19 protein-coding genes, 1 tRNA gene and 1 riboswitch are annotated in these 18,912 nt (G+C 57.7%); of the genes, 5 read left to right on the top strand and 15 right to left on the bottom strand.

Features of this window, described 5'->3' with window-relative positions; genetic code table 11:
• Both F7C11_RS00970 and F7C11_RS00965 read right to left on the bottom strand, forming a co-directional pair.
• The coding region (locus tag F7C11_RS00970) for a class I SAM-dependent methyltransferase family protein (RefSeq protein WP_297090062.1) at positions 1-749 on the bottom strand (749 nt) is incomplete at its 3' end.
• Between the two features lie 60 nt (positions 750-809).
• Positions 810-887: transfer RNA gene (locus F7C11_RS00965), tRNA-Glu, on the bottom strand.
• A gap of 96 nt (positions 888-983) precedes the next feature.
• On the opposite strand from F7C11_RS00965, the gene trm10 reads away from it, so the two are divergent.
• Complete coding sequence (gene trm10 / locus F7C11_RS00960; protein WP_297090060.1) at positions 984-2,096, top strand: tRNA (guanine(9)-/adenine(9)-N1)-methyltransferase; 1,113 nt, start codon at positions 984-986, stop codon at positions 2,094-2,096.
• A 22-nt stretch (positions 2,097-2,118) separates the two neighbouring features.
• On the opposite strand, the gene F7C11_RS00955 is transcribed toward trm10, so the two are convergent.
• From F7C11_RS00955 to F7C11_RS00900, 12 genes are all read right to left on the bottom strand, one after another.
• Complete coding sequence (locus F7C11_RS00955; RefSeq protein ID WP_297090050.1) at positions 2,119-3,933, bottom strand: proton-conducting transporter membrane subunit; 1,815 nt, start codon at positions 3,931-3,933, stop codon at positions 2,119-2,121.
• Entirely contained in the window at positions 3,930-4,535 is a 606-nt protein-coding gene (locus tag F7C11_RS00950; protein ID WP_297090048.1) for an NADH-quinone oxidoreductase subunit B family protein, read from the bottom strand. The genes F7C11_RS00955 and F7C11_RS00950 overlap by 4 nt, the downstream gene beginning before the upstream one ends.
• On the bottom strand, positions 4,535-5,740 hold the full coding sequence (locus F7C11_RS00945; RefSeq protein ID WP_297090046.1) for a hypothetical protein: 1,206 nt from the start codon (positions 5,738-5,740) through the stop codon (positions 4,535-4,537). The genes F7C11_RS00950 and F7C11_RS00945 overlap by 1 nt, the downstream gene beginning before the upstream one ends.
• Positions 5,737-7,092, bottom strand: coding sequence for a proton-conducting transporter membrane subunit (locus F7C11_RS00940; protein ID WP_297090044.1), 1,356 nt, complete (start codon positions 7,090-7,092; stop codon positions 5,737-5,739). The genes F7C11_RS00945 and F7C11_RS00940 overlap by 4 nt, the downstream gene beginning before the upstream one ends.
• 4 nt (positions 7,093-7,096) lie before the next feature.
• Entirely contained in the window at positions 7,097-7,723 is a 627-nt protein-coding gene (locus F7C11_RS00935) for a hypothetical protein (RefSeq protein WP_297090042.1), read from the bottom strand.
• Positions 7,720-8,679, bottom strand: a complete 960-nt coding sequence (locus tag F7C11_RS00930) for a respiratory chain complex I subunit 1 family protein (RefSeq protein ID WP_297090040.1) — start codon at positions 8,677-8,679, stop codon at positions 7,720-7,722. Before F7C11_RS00930 ends, F7C11_RS00935 begins: the two co-directional genes overlap by 4 nt.
• Positions 8,680-8,699: 20 nt before the next feature.
• Positions 8,700-8,764: riboswitch (Fluoride riboswitch) on the bottom strand.
• A gap of 108 nt (positions 8,765-8,872) precedes the next feature.
• Positions 8,873-9,445, bottom strand: a complete 573-nt coding sequence (locus F7C11_RS00925; RefSeq protein WP_297090038.1) for a ferritin family protein — start codon at positions 9,443-9,445, stop codon at positions 8,873-8,875.
• A 99-nt stretch (positions 9,446-9,544) separates the two neighbouring features.
• Positions 9,545-12,217: a valine--tRNA ligase gene (locus tag F7C11_RS00920; protein WP_297090058.1), complete on the bottom strand. Its 2,673-nt coding sequence runs from the start codon at positions 12,215-12,217 to the stop codon at positions 9,545-9,547.
• A 213-nt stretch (positions 12,218-12,430) separates the two neighbouring features.
• Positions 12,431-13,177 carry a class I SAM-dependent methyltransferase gene (locus F7C11_RS00915; protein WP_297090036.1) on the bottom strand — a complete coding sequence of 249 codons (747 nt, stop codon included), beginning with the start codon at positions 13,175-13,177 and terminating at the stop codon, positions 12,431-12,433.
• Between the two features lie 31 nt (positions 13,178-13,208).
• Positions 13,209-14,177 (bottom strand): aminotransferase class I/II-fold pyridoxal phosphate-dependent enzyme, encoded by a 969-nt coding sequence (locus F7C11_RS00910; protein WP_297090032.1) that lies wholly within the window; start codon positions 14,175-14,177, stop codon positions 13,209-13,211.
• A complete protein-coding gene (cbiB, locus tag F7C11_RS00905) occupies positions 14,162-15,046 on the bottom strand; it encodes an adenosylcobinamide-phosphate synthase CbiB (protein WP_297090030.1) in 885 nt (294 codons plus the stop codon). The genes F7C11_RS00910 and cbiB overlap by 16 nt, the downstream gene beginning before the upstream one ends.
• Entirely contained in the window at positions 15,043-15,780 is a 738-nt protein-coding gene (locus F7C11_RS00900) for a uracil-DNA glycosylase family protein (RefSeq protein ID WP_297090028.1), read from the bottom strand. The genes cbiB and F7C11_RS00900 overlap by 4 nt, the downstream gene beginning before the upstream one ends.
• A gap of 43 nt (positions 15,781-15,823) precedes the next feature.
• Here F7C11_RS00900 and F7C11_RS00895 point away from each other — a divergent pair, with 43 nt between their 5' ends.
• The 4 genes from F7C11_RS00895 to cobS are packed head-to-tail and all read left to right on the top strand — an operon-like array spanning position 15,824 to position 17,835.
• The gene (locus F7C11_RS00895; RefSeq protein WP_297090056.1) at positions 15,824-16,471 is read left to right on the top strand and encodes an ATP pyrophosphatase; all 648 of its coding nucleotides are present in this window, start codon (positions 15,824-15,826) and stop codon (positions 16,469-16,471) included.
• Positions 16,468-16,893 (top strand): alpha-ribazole phosphatase CobZ, encoded by a 426-nt coding sequence (gene cobZ, locus F7C11_RS00890; protein WP_297090026.1) that lies wholly within the window; start codon positions 16,468-16,470, stop codon positions 16,891-16,893. The genes F7C11_RS00895 and cobZ overlap by 4 nt, the downstream gene beginning before the upstream one ends.
• Positions 16,880-17,137 carry a hypothetical protein gene (locus tag F7C11_RS00885; RefSeq protein WP_297090024.1) on the top strand — a complete coding sequence of 86 codons (258 nt, stop codon included), beginning with the start codon at positions 16,880-16,882 and terminating at the stop codon, positions 17,135-17,137. The genes cobZ and F7C11_RS00885 overlap by 14 nt, the downstream gene beginning before the upstream one ends.
• A complete protein-coding gene (cobS, locus tag F7C11_RS00880) occupies positions 17,134-17,835 on the top strand; it encodes an adenosylcobinamide-GDP ribazoletransferase (RefSeq protein WP_297090022.1) in 702 nt (233 codons plus the stop codon). The genes F7C11_RS00885 and cobS overlap by 4 nt, the downstream gene beginning before the upstream one ends.
• Here the strand turns inward: cobS and F7C11_RS00875 are convergent.
• Positions 17,820-18,899: an MJ1477/TM1410 family putative glycoside hydrolase gene (locus tag F7C11_RS00875; protein ID WP_297090020.1), complete on the bottom strand. Its 1,080-nt coding sequence runs from the start codon at positions 18,897-18,899 to the stop codon at positions 17,820-17,822. The genes cobS and F7C11_RS00875 overlap by 16 nt on opposite strands.
• Positions 18,900-18,912: the final 13 nt, after the last annotated feature.

Genomic DNA, 18,912 nt, shown 5'->3' with positions numbered 1-18,912 from the left:
ACGCGGTCGGCCTTCACCCTTCCGGCGACCTTCTTCACATCTCCGAGGATGGGCACGACGTTGTTGGCCCTGTTAAGCCTGATGTTTTCCTCAAGGTAACGGACGGCCCAGGGGTTGATGTCGCAGGCGAATACGAGCTTTGCCTTCCTCGAGAGGAGAATTGAGTAAGGCCCGACGCCGGCGAACATATCGAAGACGACCTCGCCCGGCTTGGTTCTCTCAAAAACCCGCATCCTCTCGGTCGCCAGACGGGGGGAGAAGTAAACTTTAGCGACGTCGAGCTTCAGCCTTATCCCGTTCTCGCGGTGGAGGGTTTCAGTTCTCTTCTCCCCGGCGAGATGGATAAGCTCCCTCACGCGGTATTCTCCCTCGACTTTGCTTCCCTTGGCAAAAACGGCCTTTATATGGCGGTGGACTCTTAGAATGGCATCGCCAATGACCTTTCCGTACTCCATTAGCTCCTCAGGGAGCTCGATTATCGCGATGTCTCCGATGATGTCGAAGGAGCTCGGGAGGAGCGGCCTGAGCTTCTCTGGAACTTCAACGACCTCGCGGTAGCTGTGGGGCCTCCTCTCGGTTCTCTCGAACTCAGTCTCAACAAGCTCAAAGCCCTCAACCGGCTCCGTAACCGGGAAGAGAACAGAATCCCCCTCTCGTTTTATAGAGTATCCTTTGGCCAGGACACCGAGTTCGAGGAGCTTCCTTCTGGTCTTCTCAGCCTCTTTCTTGGGGACTTTTACGGCGAGCATGGGCATTCCCTCGATAGTTGGGAACGCAGAAGAACGGGAATGCAAGGTTTGTTAGAATTATGGTGCCCCGGCCGGGATTTGAACCCGGGGCGCGGGCTCGAAAGGCCCGCATGTTTGACCGGGCTACACCACCGGGGCTCGATATTAGGGAAGGGCGAGCGTTTAAAAATCTTTCGTCTAAGAAAAACGGCCGACAAACTTTTTAAGCCTCCACTCAACCCCCAACCGATGGCCATGATGACGCTCGCCGACGTATTCAGGGAAGCACTCAGGGAGAAGGGGATCGAGAGCTTCGGGGTGCTATCAAAGCGCTTTAGAAAATCGAGGAACAAGCTTCAGGACGTGGCAGTGGAGATAATCAACGGAAAGGGGGCGATCTTCAGGGTTCCGGAGAAGACCGCCGTTGCTTGGGATCTCTATGGGAAGCGCGTCGAGGGCTCCCACTACGCCTACGCCCCGCTCTGCATGATGGAGAAGTTCGAGCCGGTTCTAACACCCGAAGAGCTTCGCTCAAGGCTTCCCGACTGGCCTTACTTCATAATCGACCTGTACCACTGGGGCAGGCACACCCAGAAGGAGAAGGGCAAGGTCTGCCTGCAGGTGAGCCAGAGCTACGGCCTTTTGAGGGACTACTTCACCGGAAGGGAGCTGGCCGTAACGTGGGCCAATGAAGAGTTCCGACGGATGTTCAACGGCCCGCTGGACAGGATAACTGCCTACGAAGGCCCAACCGCGGAGTTTCTGGCCGAGAAGGAAATAGACGAGGTCGTCCTCCTCGATCCCTGGGCGGATGAGGTTCTGAGCGAGGAGGACTTCGACGTTAAGGCCTTCATAATAGGCGGAATCGTCGACACAGGCGGCACCAAGAAGAAAACGACCCCCAAAATCGGCGAGGGGCTTGAGAGCGCGGGCATTAAGGTACGCAGGAGGAAAATCGTTCTGAGGGGCGACGTCGTCGGCGTTCCGGACAGGATAAACCGCATCCTCGGCATAATCCTCAAGATGATGGTGGAGCGGAAGAGCATGGACGAGGCGGTTTACGAAATGCAGGAGCCACTCCACGCCCGCTGGCGCCTGAGGAAGGAGCTTCCCAAGCGCGCGATCCGCTATAAGGTGGACGGGAAGACCTACCGCGTCGTGGAGAAGGAGCTTTTCGATTACTATTCAAGCTGGCTCAAGATACGCTGGGAGGACTTCGTGAAGGTGCTTAGGGAGCTTGACCTCATAGCCCTCGAGCGGAAGAGGATACACCACCTCAACAAGATATCGAACACGAGAATCATAAACGGAAAGCTATACAGGGTAATCCTCCTCAAGAAGGCCGCGATGTTGTGTTACAACTGCTGAGCAGGTTAAAAAGGTAAAAACCTCAGAGGGCGTAAAGCAGATAGGCGAGTGCCACCGCCACGGCGAGCAGGATGTATGCGACGTACACGCTGTCCGAGCCCCTCATGACCCCGTGTCTGAACCACTCGGAGAAGTCCAGATAATCCCTGGCGAGCCTGTTGTAAGCGAGGTTTATTCTCTCGCGCCAGTGGAGACGGCCTTTCTCTTCTCTCGTCCCGTAGAGCCAGCCCTCCGTGGCGAGCAGTATGGCAGAGTGCGCTATCGACGGGTATTCCGGGTTGCTGAGACCACCGCTCCAGGCCCTGACGCGCCTTGCCCGCAGGTTCGTGGTCGGTCTGAGGACGATGTATGTGCCCACGGCGAAGATGGAGACCAGAAGGGCCAGGTAGGTGGGTGATATCCCACCAAAGCCCTTGGAAACTACGAGAAGGCCCTCCTTTATCCCGAGCGCATCGCCGAGGAAGTCGGTGGCCTTCTGGCCGGTCAGCGATTCCATCGGTGCGTTTATGACGCGGAAGAGAAGTCCCGGTAGCACCCCGACGATGAAGAGTACGGCCGCGGAGAGGGCGTAGCCTACGTCTTCGACGGAATACCCTTTCCTGCCCCCTGCCCTCTGGACTCCGTGGGTTATTACCTTGCTCATCGCAACCCCCGCGATTCCAGCTGTTAGGGCTACAAGCGAGCCGACGAAAACCATGAGGACCTTGAACTTGGGGTCGGGTATCTTGAAGCTCTGGAGGAGGCTCTCTATGCCTAGCCACTCCCCGAGGAAGCCCGGGAACGGCGGGATTCCCGCGAGGCTCAGGGCGGCGGCGTAGCCTGCCACAACGCCGAGCCTCGAAAGCCTGCCGTGGACGACCTCAGGGAACCTCCCGGTGCCGTTTTCGAGTCTACCCGCTATGAGGAAGAGCAGCCCCTTTGAGACGCTGTGGGCGAAGGCGAAGAAGAGCAGGGCTAAGAACGTGAACGATGCCAGGTCGGTATTACCGTGATTCAGGGCAATGGTGGCCCCTCCGAAGAGAGCCAGCAAAACCCCGTCGTTCTCGACCGTGCTGTATCCTGGGAGTCTCTTGACGTACTCGGTTCCGGCCGCGTAAGCCGCACCGAGGATCGCCGTTAGGCCTCCAAAGAGCAGGAAGAACGCCCCGACCCAGTCCGCGGGCCTGGCTATGAGGAGCAGCCTGACCATCCCGTAGAGGCCCATTAGAGTAAGGACGGCGCTCAGCTGGGCAGAGAGGTTGGCAGGAGCTTTGCCGTGGGCCTGCGGGAGCCAGATGTGGAACGGGAAGACCGCCATCTTGACCACAAAGCCAAGGGCGGCCAGGAAGAAGGCAACATCCCAGGCCGGCGAGCCTTTCCAGGCCGAGAAGTCCACTGAACCGCTCTGGAGGGTCAGGAGGCCGAACCCTGCTAGAATTAGGAGGGCGCTCAGCTCGCCGAAGGCGAGGAACCTGTAGGCCCCCTTCCCTTCCCTTTCCTTGGCGGTTATCCCGAGGTAGCTCGCTACCGTCATTACCTCCCAGCCGACGAGGAAGGTGACCGCGTCTCCGGAGAGGAGGATGACCATCATCCCCGCCATCGCGAGGGAGAAGGACCCGGCCAGGAGCCTTGGATAGTGGTCGTAGTCCACGCTGAAGAGCGAGGCCGTCAGCCAGACAATGGCCGATATGAGCATGAAGTACCTGGCGGTTCCGTCGATGCCCCCCGGCTGAAAGAGGAGGACACAGAGCAGGGCTGAGGATAGTGCCGTGTCGAGCCAGTAAGTGATCTTCCTCGATGCGAGCGAGATTAAGGAAGTTACCGCAAAGCCCAGGGTTATCAGGTAGTAGGGGTTCATTCTACATCCCTCCCTGCCATCTTGAGGAGTCCCCGAATTATCTGGACTGGGTTGGGGGGACAACCGGCCACGTAGCCGTCCACAGGAACTATCTCCTCGACCTTCCTTCCACAGAGGGCACCGCTGGAGCAGGCCCCGAGGACGAGGACGCGCTTCGGCTCCGGCATCAGCCCGTAGGCCTCCTTCAGCACGGGTACCATGTCCTCTGTCGGACAGCCCGCGATGAGTAGGACGTCCGCGTGCTTCGGCGTTGGCGTGAAGAATATCCCGAGCCTGTGGACGTCGTAGTAGGGGCCCTTGAGCTGGGCAACCTCGCGGTTGCAGGCGTGGCAGGTTCCAACATCCAAGAAGAAGACGTGGAGCGAGCGCCTGAAGTCGAGGGGGTTTTTGATGTCATCAACGTCGAGCTTCCTCCCAAATGGGATGTTGCAGAGGCGGCAGGAGATGCACTTCCTTGGGTCGAACTTTCCGCCCTCACCCGCACCGAATGGGCACTCCTCCGGAGCTTTTAGGGGAAAGCTCGGCGACAGCTCGTCGTCGCTCACCTTGTTGGGGTAGTTGCTCGTGATAACGCCCTTCCTGAGCCCCTTGATCATCCACATCAGTCCTCACCCCCCTGCCAGAGGTCGGCATCGGCAAAGTTCGGACCAAAGCTCTCAAGACCAAACGGGAAGTCCGTGAAGATGTTCCCGGTTATTCCCTTTGCGAAGGCGATGTAGTTGATGCGGGAAGCGCCTCTGAGGCCTATCCACCTCAGCCTTCCGCCTTCAAGCTCCGCGAGAACGAGCACGTCTCCGTGGGGTGCCTCAGCCAATCCAAGGTTCAGGCCATCCTTAAGGGACGGGTCAGAGCGGACACTCCTCACTTCTGAACCATCTATAATCTCGAAGGACTTCTCAACTTCCCTAATCCTGACCATCAGCCTCGCCAAGGCGTCGCCATCATTGCAGGTCACAGGTTTGTATGAGTAAAAGCGGTCGAAGGTTCTCACGTCCCTCGGAACGGAGGAGCCCCTCGCCGCTATGCCCACTGCATCGAGCTCTATGACGTCTTCCCTCGTGAGCCTGCAGGTCGTGTGGAGACGGTCGATGAATATCTTGCTCTCCAGCAGCTCCTCCCTGAGCGAGCGGAACTCCTCCTTAATCCGCTTGAGCCTTTCAATGGCCTCCGGCTCTACAATCCTCACCTGGCCCGGCAGGTTCGAGCCGAAGCCGTAGCGGTGGCCAGTCAGCCGGCTGAATACCCTGAGAACGTCCTCCTCCAAAGCATGGAAGTGCATGGTAGCGACCTTCTGCGATGCCGCCTCTGCCAGCTTGTGTATCGCGTTGAAGTGGTTGTAGAGCCTCTCAAGCTCAAGGAGGGCTTTTCTAACCTCCCATACGTCTTCGTCCGGGTTGGCCTCGATCGCCTTCAGGAAGGCGTAGGTGTAGGCCATCGCGAAGTTCCCGGCTGCCCTCTCAAGCACCGCGACTGACTCCTCCACCGGGCGGTTGAGCATCGCCTTTTCCAGCCCGCGCCTCTTGTAGCCGTAGACCGGCCTTATTGTCACTATCCTCTCGCCGTAGGTGAGTATCTCGAAGGCCCCTGCCTGACCGAGGCCACCGGCCGCCGGGCCAAAGGTTAAGGGGACGGCGTTCGTTCCGGGCGGGATCTTCATGTACGGCCCGGTCTCGCCGACAAGGGCGGGCGCTATCTTCCTGTCCGGGAGAGAGTCCGTGAGCTCAAGCTCCGCCTTACCGCTCCCGTAGTCGAGCCAGACCGTCAGATACTTCCCGCCCTTCCTGAACACAGCGGAGAGTGCCTTCATATTACCAGACCTCCCGTTATGACCAGATACCACGCGTAGAGGCTTATCCCAAGGGCCGTCAGGGTCATGGTGAGCGCTATGGCCCCCTCTCCTAGGGGAACCTCCCGCCTTTCTCCGTCGCCAAAGGCCATCCTGGCCGAGTGCCAGTTCAGGGCCAGGAAGGAGAGCAACAGGCCCGTCCCCACAAAGAACGCCCACCAGTAGCTCCTTGACAGGGTGACCCCTATTATTCCGAGTTCCGCTATGAACGTCCCGAACGGGGGACTTCCAGTCACGGACAGGGACGAGAGGACGAATGAGAGGCCGCTCATGGGGTTTGAGTCCATGAGGCCCCCTATTCCCGCTATCTCGTGAGTTCCGTAGGCCCTCATTACGCTGCCGGCGGTTATGAAGAGGGCCCCCTTGGAGAAGGCGTGGACTGCCAGGAGGAGGAAGACCAGCTTTAGCAAGGCAGGGTGGTAGTGGGCCAGGCCGAGGCCTATTGCCGCTACCCCCATCATGTCCATGCTGGAGTAGGCGAGCAACCTCTTGAGGAACCTCTGGGACGCCATCAGCAGGGCTGCGGCAAGGAGTGTGAGGATTCCAAAGAGGAGCGTAACTTTCGCTGGAGCATTCCATGCCGACGCGCTTAGAACCCTGTAGTAGACGAGCAGGGCCGTCGGAAGGAGCGTTCCGGAGAGCATGGCGCTGACCGGTGAAGGGGCACTTCCGTGGGCGTCAGGCAACCAGCCGTGCATCGGGAAGAGGCCGGCCTTGGTGCCGAAGCCAATCAGAGCAAGGGTGGAGACCAGGAGAGCTTCCTTCTGGGTGAACGTCAGGCTCCTGACGTCGAGGGTTCCGGCGGAAGCGTAGGCTAAGATCACCGAGAGGAAGGCTATCCCAAGCCCCGCCGAGGCGACTATCATGTACCTCCATGCCCCCTCGACGTTCCTCTTCTCGCCTTCCGTGAGTATCAGGAGGGCGCTCACGACCGTTGTGGCCTCAAGCCCGATCCACATCCAGCCGAGGTTTGAAACCACGGCGGTAAAGTTCATCGTGAGGGCGAAGAGCGAGAGCATGCTCCAGTAGTAGCGGAGGTCGAAGAAGGGCCTCTCCAGTCCCTCGGTGTAGTAGATGGAGGCCATGGATGCGAAGAGGTAGACCCACGAGACTATGGCGGCAATGACGAGCGAGTACCAGTCAGCGTAGAGGTTCGGCGTTGAGACGGTCCTTCCCCCGTAGAGCATCAGGGTCGAGAGGATGGCCGTTGCGAATGCAAAGGCAGGCGTCAGGGCCCGTCCCCACCTCTCGCCCGCTAGGGAGAGAATTGAGGCGATGAGGGGGAGTAAGAGGAGGTAAACCACTGCTTCCATGTTATCACCCCACCAGCTCCTCCACCTCTATTGGGCCGTAGCGCTTCTCCGCTCCAAGGATAACCGCGAGCAGGACGAAGGCTATCATGTCGAGCAGGATTCCGAACTCCAGGATTAGGGGCATGGACGTCATCACTGCTGCAAGGTAGAGGAGGGAGTTCTCCTCGCTTATGTAGCCGATTATCTGGGCCATCGCGTTCCTTCTTCCGACGACGATGAGCATGCTGAGGAAGAGCAGTATGAAGGGTATAACCCCGTTCCAGTCCCCAGTTATCCTGTAAACCGGGACGTAGAGGAAGTAGGCGGTTACCGCGAGGACCAGCCCCACGACTATTGCGTGGTGTGTTGTCTTGACCTCCCTGTTGCGCCAGATGCGCTCGTTCTGTATGTCCCTCTGGAGTATCCAGGGTATCAGGAGCGCCCTGAAGGCCACGGTAATCCCCGCCAGGAGGATGAGTTCAGGGCTGGCCTCCTCCCAGCCGATAATGGCCAGTATCCCACCTATAAGGAGGGACTGGAAGGCTATGATGTTTATGAGCGAGTGCATGTAGGACTCAGTGAGCAGGAGGAACGCCGTCAGGAGCACCGTGACGCCGAGGATGTTTATGACCTCAGCTGTAACGCTCATCAAGGTACAACACCCCCGAGGAGGAAGCTTATGACCCCCATTATCGCGAGCAGGAAGCTGGCCGAGAGGTAGTCTATTATCCTGAACAGCCTTATCTTCGCGAGGGTTTCTTCAACGACCACGAAGGCACCTATGAGACCGAGCATTTTGACGAATAGGAGAGCTGTTCCCTTGAGAACCTCATAGAGCGAAGCGTTCGTTGCCAGGCCCCATGGGACGGCGAAGACGTTGAGGAAGACCGCCATGAGGATGAAGGACTTCATGTAGCCGGCCCAGGTGTTGAGCGCGTAGAGTGGGCCAGTATACTCAAGCCCCTTCCCCTGGTCGATCATGCCGAGTTCGTTGCTTCCGTGGGATTCAATGGGCAGTTTTCCCGTGTCGAAGAGCAGGAGCATGAAGAAGGCAGCGGTTATAAGGATGTGTGTCGGGCTTAGATACCAGCCCTCGGCCGTTATCCTGTGGTTCATCAGGAAGGGGTTGTTGGTGCCGGTCAGGATGGCAACCCCAAAGAAGACCATTATGAGGACCGGCTCCGCGAAGGCGCCGAAGTTAACGGCCCTGGTGGCCCCTATGCCGGTGTAGTAGCTCCCCGTCCGCTCCGTTGCTAGTATTGAGACCATTGCGGCAAGTCCGAAGATGAATGTCCCGCCGAAGAAGTCTACAGTCGGGGCGAACCAGCTCGGGAAGTTGCCGATGATGGGCAGCATCCACGGCAGTGTGAGCATCGCTCCGAACGCTATGAACGGGGCGAAGACAAAGAAGGAGCTCGCTTTCTCCGGGACCAGTACCTCCTTCCTGAAGAACTTTGCCAGGTCGTAGTATGGCTGGAAGATGCTTATTCCCTTCCGCGACTCTATCCTCGCCTCCGCCTTCTTGAGTATCCCTACCATAAGGGGGGAGAGCAGGAGCACGACTATAACCTGGACTAACCCAATAAATATTCTTCCTTCCGGGTTCACTGGCGTCACCTCCGAATCTGGAGAGAACAGGCGTCATCAGCCTCTTTTCGAGGCATTTGGGGCGGACGCCATCGCCCGGAAACTGCCCAACCTGATTAAGGAAAGAAGTTTTTAAAGATTGCGTGTTCGTTTTTGAAGTCTGGTGTATTAAAATGGAGTAGAGAACAGGGTTGAAGCATCAGAACTGAAACGCTCACCTGCCTTTTATTTCCCTGACAAGCTCATCAAGGGCTTTTCTGGCCTCAATTTTGGAGTAGAAGTCGTATTCCTTCTTTAGGAATTCGTAGTGCTCCCTCTCGTCTCTCGCAAGCCCCTCCATGATGTGCCTCTGCATGGGATCCTCCATCATCTCAGCGAGCATTGTGTAGACACCCTCGGAGAGCTGTTCGGCGTCCATCGCTATCTCCAGTGCCTTCAGGTAGTCCCCGACGCTCCTGAGCCTGAAATCGCCCTCCGCCAGAACCTCCGCCCAGCTCTTAAACGGAACATCCGGCGGCTCCTCTGCGGGGAATAGCGAGCTGAATATTGAGCGAACCTTTCTCTCGTGAGTTTTCTCCATTGATATAAACCGCCTGAAGGTCTCACGGGGATACCCTTCGGGCAGGTTCCTGTAGAGGTGCCGGTACAGGTTAGTTGAGTCGATTTCACCCTTTATAGCATACGCTAATATCTCCTTCAGCGGTCTTTTTGACACCTCTTTAATAGCCCTCCTGACGGTCTCCCTTATACTCGCCCTCTCCATGAATGCATCAAGTGCCGTACCCATACCAATCCTCGCGAAGTTTTTGTTACATTAAGTATTTAAATATTTTGTGCTGGATCCTGCTTTTAAGGGTCACCAATATCAAATGAAGAATAAAAAGGCTCAGAAGAACACCACTACGGCGTCTCCAACGACAGCGGTCTCAACCTCCTCGCCCTCGCTGAAGACAGCCTTCCTGAGGACGATGTCGTCCTTGGTCAGCTCGACCCTCTGACCGTCAGCCTCGAACTCGACCTTTCCGGCCTCCTTGAGAGCCTTTGCGACCTCTTCCGCGTTCTCCCTGAGGTAGGCGGTTATCCCGGGCACGAGCTTTCCGTATTTCGGCCCGACTGTTCTGAAGTTCGGCTTTATCTCGACAATGCGCTCCTCGAGTTCGGGCTCGCCCCGGATTATCTCCAGCTTCTCGATGTTCATCGTTCCTGCGATGTCCTTCTCTATGGCCTTGAGCTTCTCGTAGCTGTCCGTGGCGTAGATGGCAACGTGCTTGAGCTTGGCATTGAGAGCTAGTCCGTGGCTGTTCTTGTAGCGCCTCATGACGCCGACTATTTCTCTGGCCAGCTCGCCGAGTTTTTCGGCTTCCTCGTCTATTTTTCCTTCATCGTACTTCGGCCAGTCGAGGAGGTGCACGCTCTTGGCCCCAACGTGCCCCTTGAACATGTGGTGGTAGAGCTCCTCGGTGATGTGCGGGGCGAACGGAGCGAGCAGGAGCATGACATTATAGAGCAGCTCGTAGAGCGCCGCCTTGGCCTTGAGCTTGCTCTCCTCGTCGTCGCCGTAGAGGCGGTACTTGACCATCTCGATGTAGTCGTCCGCCACCTCGTGCCACACGAAGGTCATGAGCTCCCTCGTGAGCAGGTTGAAGCGGTAGCGCTCCATCTCCTCGGTGGCGAACTTTATGAGCCTGTGGAGCCTGCTGAGTATCCAGCGGTCGAGGGGCTCGAGCTCGGCTGGGGCTTTGGTGGGGTCGAAGTCCTCAAGGTGCCTCTCGGCGAAGCGGTAGATGTTCCAGACCTTCTGGAGGAAGCGGTAGTTGTAGTCGACCGTCTCCCACTTGAAGGGGTGGTCCTCTCCGGGCGGAGCGAGGGCAGTCCAGAGTCTCAGTGCATCGGCACCGTACTTCGGAATCACCTCGTCTGGAGCAACGACGTTGCCGTAGCTCTTGCTCATCTTCCTTCCGTCCGGGCCAGCCACCATTCCGTTGATGAGGATGTCGTCCCAGGGCTTCTCTCCCGTGAGGACCCAAGTCCTGAATATCGTGTAGAAGGCCCACGTCCTGATGATGTCCGTCCCCTGCGGCCTCAGAGCGGTCGGGAAGTTGTGCTCGAACCAGCGCTTGGCCTCCTCATCGCCCTTCAAAGCTTCGTGCCACCGGGTTATGATGAGCGGGGTTATGCTGGAGTCTATCCAGCAGTCGAGGACGTCAGTTACGGGCTCAAGCTCGGCACCGCAGACCGGGCACTTCTCCACGGGCGGCTTGTCAAAGCGCGGGTCAACGGGGAGGTCTTCCTCCCTGGCGGGAACCACGTGACCGTTCTTGCAGACCCAGAACGGGAGCGTCGTTCCAAAAACGCGCTGCCTGCTTATAACCCAGTCCCAGTCCATCGAGTCGGCCCAGTCCTTCAGACGGAGGAACATGTCCTGGGGATACCAGTTTATCTCCCTCGCGACCTTCACTATCTCGTTGGTGAAGTCCTTCACTTTGATGAACCACTGGGTCTTGGGGAGCAGCTCGATGGGGGCCATACACGAGCTCCTCTCGGTGTGCCTGAGGACGCGGTGGTGGACTTTCTTCTTATCGTAGAGCAGACCCATCCTTTCGAGGTCTTCCGCGATCTTCTCGCGCACCTCTTCCGCCTTAAGGCCGGCGTAGGGGCCGGCGTTTTCGTTCATTGTACCGTCCTCGTTGATGGCGATGATGACAGGCAGGTTGTAGCGCTTCTGCCACACCACATCCTGCTCGTCACCGTAGGTACAGTTGTAGACCGCACCGGTTCCGAATTCTGGGTCGACGTCCTCGTCGGCCAGAACCGGCACTTCTCTCTCGAATATCGGGAGCTTCACCTTCTTACCAACCACGTCCTTGTAGCGCTCGTCATCGGGATGGACGAAGACCGCCACACAGGCCGGCATCAGCTCGGGCCTCGTAGTGGCTATCGGCACGTAGCCCGAGCCGTCAGCCAGCGGGAGCTTGATGTAGTAGAGGTAACCGTCCTCCTCGACGTAGCCGACCTCGGCTTTAGCAAGGCTCGTCCTGCAGCGTGGGCACCAGTAGACGGGGTGCTTGTCGCGGTAGAGCATGCCCTTCTTGTAGAACTCAAGGAGGGACTTCTGCACGGCAGCTTTGTACCAGTCATCCATCGTGTGGTACTCCAGATCCCAGTCGGCGGAGTAGCCTATGCGGATGAACTGGTTGCGCATGGCCTCGATGGCCTGCCAGGTCCACTCGACACACTTCTGCAGGAACTTTTCAGGCTCGTCCTTGCTTATCCCGAACTCCTTCTCGACTTTGAGCTCGGTCGGAAGGCCGTGGTTGTCGAAGCCCTGAGGGAAGAGAACGTTGTAGCCGGTCATCCTCTTGTAGCGCGCGATTATGTCAATCCAGGTGTGGCTCAGCACGTGGCCGAGGTGGAGCGTTCCGCTCGTGAACGGGGGTGGCGTATCTATGGCGTAGCTCGGCCTCTTCTCGTCGAGCTCGTACTTGTAGATTTTCTCGTCCAGCCAGAACTTCTGCCACTTCGGTTCAATCTCGTTCGGGTCGTAGGTCTTAGGAAGCATGGGCATCACCTTTTCGGTTTTTTGAAGATGGGTTACCCTCAGAAGGGCGGCTTAAAAATCTTAGCAACGCCGGTGGTGCCGGAGTAGGGACTAACCAAGAAGCGCGGAACGCATGGAATTCACGGGTTGAAATCAGCGTTACGGTGGACGATAGGCACCACCGAGGTATAGAAATGAGCCCGAGGTTTAAAAAGTTTGGGGTTGGACGTTGAGCTACTTCACCGCCACCAACCAGTACCTCCTGTCGCTGGGCCTCAGCTCGTGGAGGTCTCCGTAGATTTTGGCCTTCTTGAAGTGCCTCTCGGCCAAAAGCCTAATCTCCCTCGGGGTGTAGATGTTGAGCTCGTCGTCCACCATGAAGGCCCTAACGCTCCCATCGGGCTTCACTATCTGCACGAGCCTCTTGAAGTGGAGTTTCTGGGTCCCAGGTTCCACCTCGCGCCAGTCCGTTATGATCAACCGCTCATTGCCCTTCCGCTCGTCCCATACTATTGGGCCGTCCCTTCCGCCGTAGTACCAGCACGGGAAGTCGGCGATGAAAATCCCGCCCGGTTTCAGGGCACGTTTTACAGAATTAAACAATTCTTGAATTGCAGAATCGTCGAAATACATGATGGAGGAAAAGAACATCGTCACGGCGTCGAACTCTTTCCTAAAGTCAATCTCAAGCGCGTCCCCCTGAACGAACTCGACGCTAAGCCCTTCCCTTTCCGCCTTCCTTCTCGCGACGGCGAGCATTTCCTCGTGGAGGTCGAGACCGACCACGCCATAACCGCGCCTCGCCAGTTCGAGCGTTGGGATTCCCGTCCCGCAGGCGAGGTCGAGAACCCGCGTTACTTCTCGTTCGGCCTCTTTCCTGAAGAGCCCCACCACGAAGTCAATCTCCTCCCCAACCCGCTCGGCCCTTCGCCGGTAGATGGCATCGTAGTACTCGGCCAAAACTGTGTAGAGCTCGTGCATGGCACCACCAAAAATGAAGTGGGCTTCAGATTTAAAACCCTTCTCCCAGCTCTCGGAAGGCCTTGATTAAAGTGCTATTTTCCCCAGGCGTTCTCACCGAGAAGCGGACGTATTCGTGCAGCCCAAAGCTATCACAGCTCCTCACGAGGATTCCCCGTTCTTTCATCGCTTTGACGAACTCCCCTGCGTTCCCAACGCGCTTGATGAAGAAGTTGGCGTCGCTTTTGACGTCCAAAGCCCTCTCAAGCCTCTCCTTCTCCCGCCAGATGGAGGGCATCGTCCTTCTCAGGTGCTCGAAGCCATCCTTGAGGAGAAACTCAAGAAAGGCAACCCCCGTGGAGCCGATACTCCAGGGCATTCTAACACTCCTAAACGCCTCTGAAAAGCCCAAGACGTAGCCCACCCTTATCCCCGGCAGGCCGTAGCTCTTGGTAAAAGTCCTGAGCTTTACGATGTTTTCCCCCTCTGGGCTTTTCGCCCCCCTGACGAAGTCGATGAAAGCCTCGTCAAGGACGAGAAGGGCTTTTCTGTCCTCAACAGCATCGAGGAGCGGCTTGAGCTCCCTGACCCTATAAAACCTCCCGTCGGGGTTGTTGGGATTGCAGAAGAAGACCACTGAATCTCGCTCAACGAGTTCGGCCAGCTTTTCGGGCTCGTTTGGGCCTTTGACGATTCTGGCTCCGAAGATGCGCGCAACCCTCTCGTACTCGCCGTAGGTGTGGTGGAGAATTATGGCTTTTCGCCCCCTAAGGGCGAGAATTCCGATGAGGTAGAGCGCCTCCGTAATGCCGGCCGTTACCGTAAGGGGTTCACCGACCAGCCCGGCTAGTTCCCGCTCAAGCGCCTCATAGTAGGGGTAGCGGGTGCTTATCTCCTTTGCCCTCTCGAACATCTCGTCGAGCCACTCCGGTGGGTAGGGGTTGAGCGATGCCGAGAAGTCAAGCAGGCCCTCTTCCCTGCTTCCGCCGTGGTAAGTTGAGAACTTTACCGGTTCAAGCATGGACACACCCCCGTTACGAGCAGTATGGATACGATGATCAGCCATTCGGCAACGACCAACCAGTAAATCCTTAACGCCCGCTCAATGTCCGAATTTGCTGGCTCCCTCCCAGGAAAACGGTAAACACCGGGCTTCTCAAGCCAGACGCCGAGGACCGCTGACATCGCCGCTATGGGCTTATCGGAGTTTATCTTGAACCTGGCCAGACGGTAGTAGTGAAGAACCCTGTCCCCTCCGAGCGGGAGGTAGAGCAGAACCGCCAGGCGCGCCGGGAGGAAGTTGAGGAGGTCGTCGAACCTCGCCGAGAACTTGCCGAAGTACTCGTAGTGCTCGTTCCGGTAGCCGAGCATTGCGTCGAGCGTGTTGGCCGCGCGGTAGAGCAGAGCGCCCGGAAGGCTGAAGAGGAGGAAGTAGAAGAGTGGGGCTATCACGGAGTCATTGAGGTTCTCGGCGAGGCTCTCTATCGAGGCAGAGTTCAGGTGGGGCTCGTCGAGACCCTTTGTTTCCCTGCTGACGATCATGGAGACTGCCTTCCTCTTCTTCCCGATGTCAGCGGTTACTGTCATTGAGACGTGTTCGTGCAAACTCCTAACCGCGAAGGAGCTTTTGAGGAGGTAGGCGGCCAGGGCGTAGTTCATGGGGAAAGGGAGGTACAGAGGGAGGAGCGAAAGCACTAAAGCGAAAGCCAGAACGATGAGAGCCGTTAAAGTTCCGGCAAGAAAATCGGGGAGAGGGCCCCTTCTTCTCCACCGGCCATCGATGAACCCGGCCAGCTTCCCGAACCACACGACTGGGTGAACTAACGTCGGCGGTTCTCCCAGGAGCACGTCCCAGAGCAGTGCAAGGATGAAAACCGTCAGAACTTTCATTCTCCAAAGGCCTCCCTTATTGCCGAGTACTCCTCCAGCATTTCTCGCCCCGGTTCCCTCATGCCCCTCCTCACGTACCAGGCAGGATGCCGGAGATAGGTGAACTCAAAGCCGAGCCGCCTCAGAGCTTTCTCGGCCGTCCTGCCGATGGCGAAGATTGCCTCCGGCTTCACCGCCTCAAGCTCCTTCCTGAGGAGCTCAAGCTCGCCCTCTCCAAAGCCCCTCAGCCTGTTGTCGGGCGGGTTGCACTTCACGACGTTGGTTATGTAGACGAAGTCGGGATTGATGCCCAGGGTGAATAGCGTTTTCCTCAGCAGCATCCCGGAGGCATCTCGGTAGAAGCATATCCCCGTCTTTCCGCAGCCCTTTCTCCCCGGCGCCTCCCCGACGAGGACGACCCCCGAGCCCGTCCAGCCGTTGGCGAAGGGAAGGCCTTCGAACTCCCCAACCTGGAGCTGGTAGCGGTGGTACTCCCCGCGGCAGAACCTCTGAGGCTCCCTGAGAAGTTCGCGGTAGAGAGCCTCAAGCTTCCGGGCGGTTCTTTCGTCCTTCGCGTCCACAACGAGGAAGCGCTCTCTTGGGTTGTATATCGTCCTCGCGTAGACCCCGTACGTCCTCTCGTCCAAGCTTAAAAAGTCCCTCCAGTCCCTCAGGAGCAGGGGACGGACCCTCAGGTTCGCCGGGTTGACGTAGACCTCCCCGATTCTCTCAAGCCTCTCGAACCTCAGGAGCATAATGGATAAAAAGTCCAGGGGGTTTATAGCTTTGGTGGTTTGGTTGGGAGAAAAGGGTATCGCGTTTTTCTCGGGCGGCAAGGATGGTCTCTATGCGCTCCACCTGGCAGAGGAGAGTGGAATAGATGTCCCATACCTCCTGGCTCTCAAAACTACGATAGGGCTCTCTCCGCACTGGGAGAACCTCGGGCCCCTGAAGACGCTCGCCGAAGCGACGGGGAAAGAGTTACTCACCTTTGATATGGGTAGTGGGAGCGGGGCTTTGGCGGAGTTTATAGGCTCTCTCGGCGTCGATTACCTGATAGCCGGGGACGTTCTTCTCGAAGATCACAGGAAATGGGTCGAAGGGCTTGCAGAAAAAGCCGGGATCGACGCCCTTGAGCCCATATGGGGAAGAAACACCCTTGGACTGGCCGAGAACATGCTCAAAGATGGCTTCGAGTGGGCGATAATAGCGGTTGACCGGGAAAAGCTCCCCCATAAAGCCCTGGGCTACACCTTCCGTTCGAAGGACGACCTTGAGGGCTTTTTGGAGGCCTACCCCCACGTTGACCCAGTTGGGGAGTTCGGCGAGTTCCACACCGTGGTTCTGGCCTCTCCCCTGTTTGAGGAAAGGTTTGAGCTGGAAATAAACTCCGTCGAGGAGGGCGATAGATATAACTGGCTGAGGTTTGGGCTGGTGAGAGCATGAACGCGGGGGAACTCTTACAAAAGCTCGAAAATCACGGCGTAACGCTTGATGCAGTCCTCGACACAGCCATGGCGCTCTACATCGGGGATGACCGCGGGGATGTCCGGGAAAAGCTTCGGAAGCTTATGCTCCGCTATCTCAACGACGTCAACGTCCAGTCGCTCCTGACGGCGGCGCTCCTCCTTGAGGAAAACTTCAGAGTCGAGGGAGACCCGGTCAATCTGGTGGCCGACGAGCTGATAGGGATAGACATAGCCGAATACATCGGGGGCAAGATGGCGCTCTTCAACTTCTTTTACTACGATACCAGGAAGCCCGGAATTCTTGCCGAGCTGCCACCGTTCCTGGATGACGCGGTCGGAGGGTTTATAGCGGGCTGTATGACAAAGCTCTTTGAAGGTGGTTTCGATGACCAAGGTTGAAACCCGAAAGTGTCCCCTCTGCGGTGGAACGATGGTGCGAAGCAAGACGAAAAGGGGCGGTTATTCCCGCTTCTTCTGGCAACCTCCATGGAAGAGCAAAACCACCGGCCTGCTGAGGCCATTCATCGAGGCAACGCCCTATCTCTGTCTCGACTGCGGCGTTGTCTTGGCGTTCGTTGATGAGGGAACGCTCTCAAGCCTCAGGGAGGAATTTGAGGAGAAGAGAACAGAGGTGAGCGTGTGAGAAACCTCCTGCCATTCCTCACGCGAATACCCATCAGGGGGGACTTTGAGAAGGCTAAACATGAGCTTTGGGCGCTTCCACTGGTTGCTCCGCTCAGCTCAGCCCTTCCAGTCGTTGTGCTCCATCTCAACCCGCCCCTTGCCAACGTCCTGGCGGTTCTGGCACTCTACTCTACAATAGGCCTCCTTCACCTCGACGGTCTGGCCGACTGGGCCGACGGGGTGATGGTCAAGGGCGAGAGGGAGATGAAGATCAAAGCGATGAAGGACGTCAACACGGGCATAGCGGGAGTTTTTGCCGCTGTCATGGTTCTCATCCTCCAGGTTTACTCTCTCCCCCTGGTGCCGTTCTACGCACTCTACATCGCCGAACTGAACTCGAAGTTCGCTATGCTCCTCGGACTTTCAACTGGGAGACCGCTTGGCCGGGGGCTCGGCTCCTACTTCATGGAGGGGATGGACAGGAGGCAGCTCGCCATCGGGACACTCCTCTACGCCCTGCTCTACCTTCCCGTTATCCTCTACGACCCATTAACGCTTTCAGGTATTGGAGGTCTGCTGTTCGGAATCTACGTCATCAAGCTCTCCCTCGACAATTTTGGAGGGATAAACGGTGACTGCCTTGGGGCTGTGGCCGAAATCACGCGGGCCGGGACGTTGCTCGTTCTGGCCTTTGCCGGGGCTTATCTTGGGGGCTGAAGTCCTGGAATAACGACGAGCCTGTCAAGCGCCCTGTCTTCCAAGGCCGCATACGGGATGTAGCCCCTCCCCCGAGCCCTCTCGATGAAGTCCCGTATCCTGTCTGTGTTCTCCGGGCTCCCAGTGCCGTCATCAATGTAGTCAACTACAAGAACGAGCTTTCCAGCCTCCGCGACCCTATCGAGAAAGGGGAGCTTTTCCTCCATCCAGGGGCTGCTATGGAACCCGTCGTAGAATACGTCTTCACTCGCCCAGCCTGAGACGGTCTTGAGAAGCGCCCCATCGTCGTATCCAAGCAGGTCCTCCCCGTTCTGCGGAACGATCATGAAGCCCTCCCCGGCTTTCGAGCGGGTGTAGTTCGCTATCTCCAGTATGAACTCTATCATCTCCTGCGCGGCCCAGCTCTCGTTGTAGCCCCTTTCCGCCCAGAACCAGTACTCGTCCACCTTGTCGAGGTAGACGCCCATAAAGCCCTGCGCGATGATCTTATCGAGGTACTCGAAGATAATCCGCTTCCACTCCTCGTCCCAGTATCTGACAGCGTAGTTGCCCCTCCACTCGGGGTTCTCGGGGCCCAGCCACTCGGGCGGGTTCTCCACCCAGCCCTCGTCCCAGTAGAAGCGATAATCTTCCGCCTCGCCGATGCTGATGTAGGCGATGGGGATAATCCCTGCCCCCTTAATCACCTCAATCTCCTCGCGCGTATAGGCTGTTTCCTCGCTTCCATCCCTAGAGTAGTCCATGACGATCAGGTCAAAGCCGCTCTCCACTATGGCCGCTGGACTCGCGTTCTGAAGCCAGTAGGCCCAGCTCTCAACCGAGAGGTTTGATCCCCCGTCCCCCTTGGGGGCCACTGCCCCTTTCTCCGCGGGAGAAGCGTTGTCCCGGCCCTGAAAAGAGGGGATGATACTCACTGAGGGACTGTCCTCAAGGGGCGTGTTTTGGGTCATGTTCGAGCCCGCACTCGGCGTTGCAGTCGATGGCGTTCCCTGTGAGGGAATCCTGAATACGCATCCCGAGGCCACTAAGATGATGATCACGGCAATGACCGGGGTGTATCTCATACTCTCCCAGTTG

It is taken from the genome of Thermococcus sp., assembly GCF_015521605.1.
Taxonomy (GTDB): domain Archaea; phylum Methanobacteriota_B; class Thermococci; order Thermococcales; family Thermococcaceae; genus Thermococcus.
The sequence above is the reverse complement of the archived record's forward strand: the minus strand, read 5'-3'. Positions and strand labels throughout refer to the sequence as shown.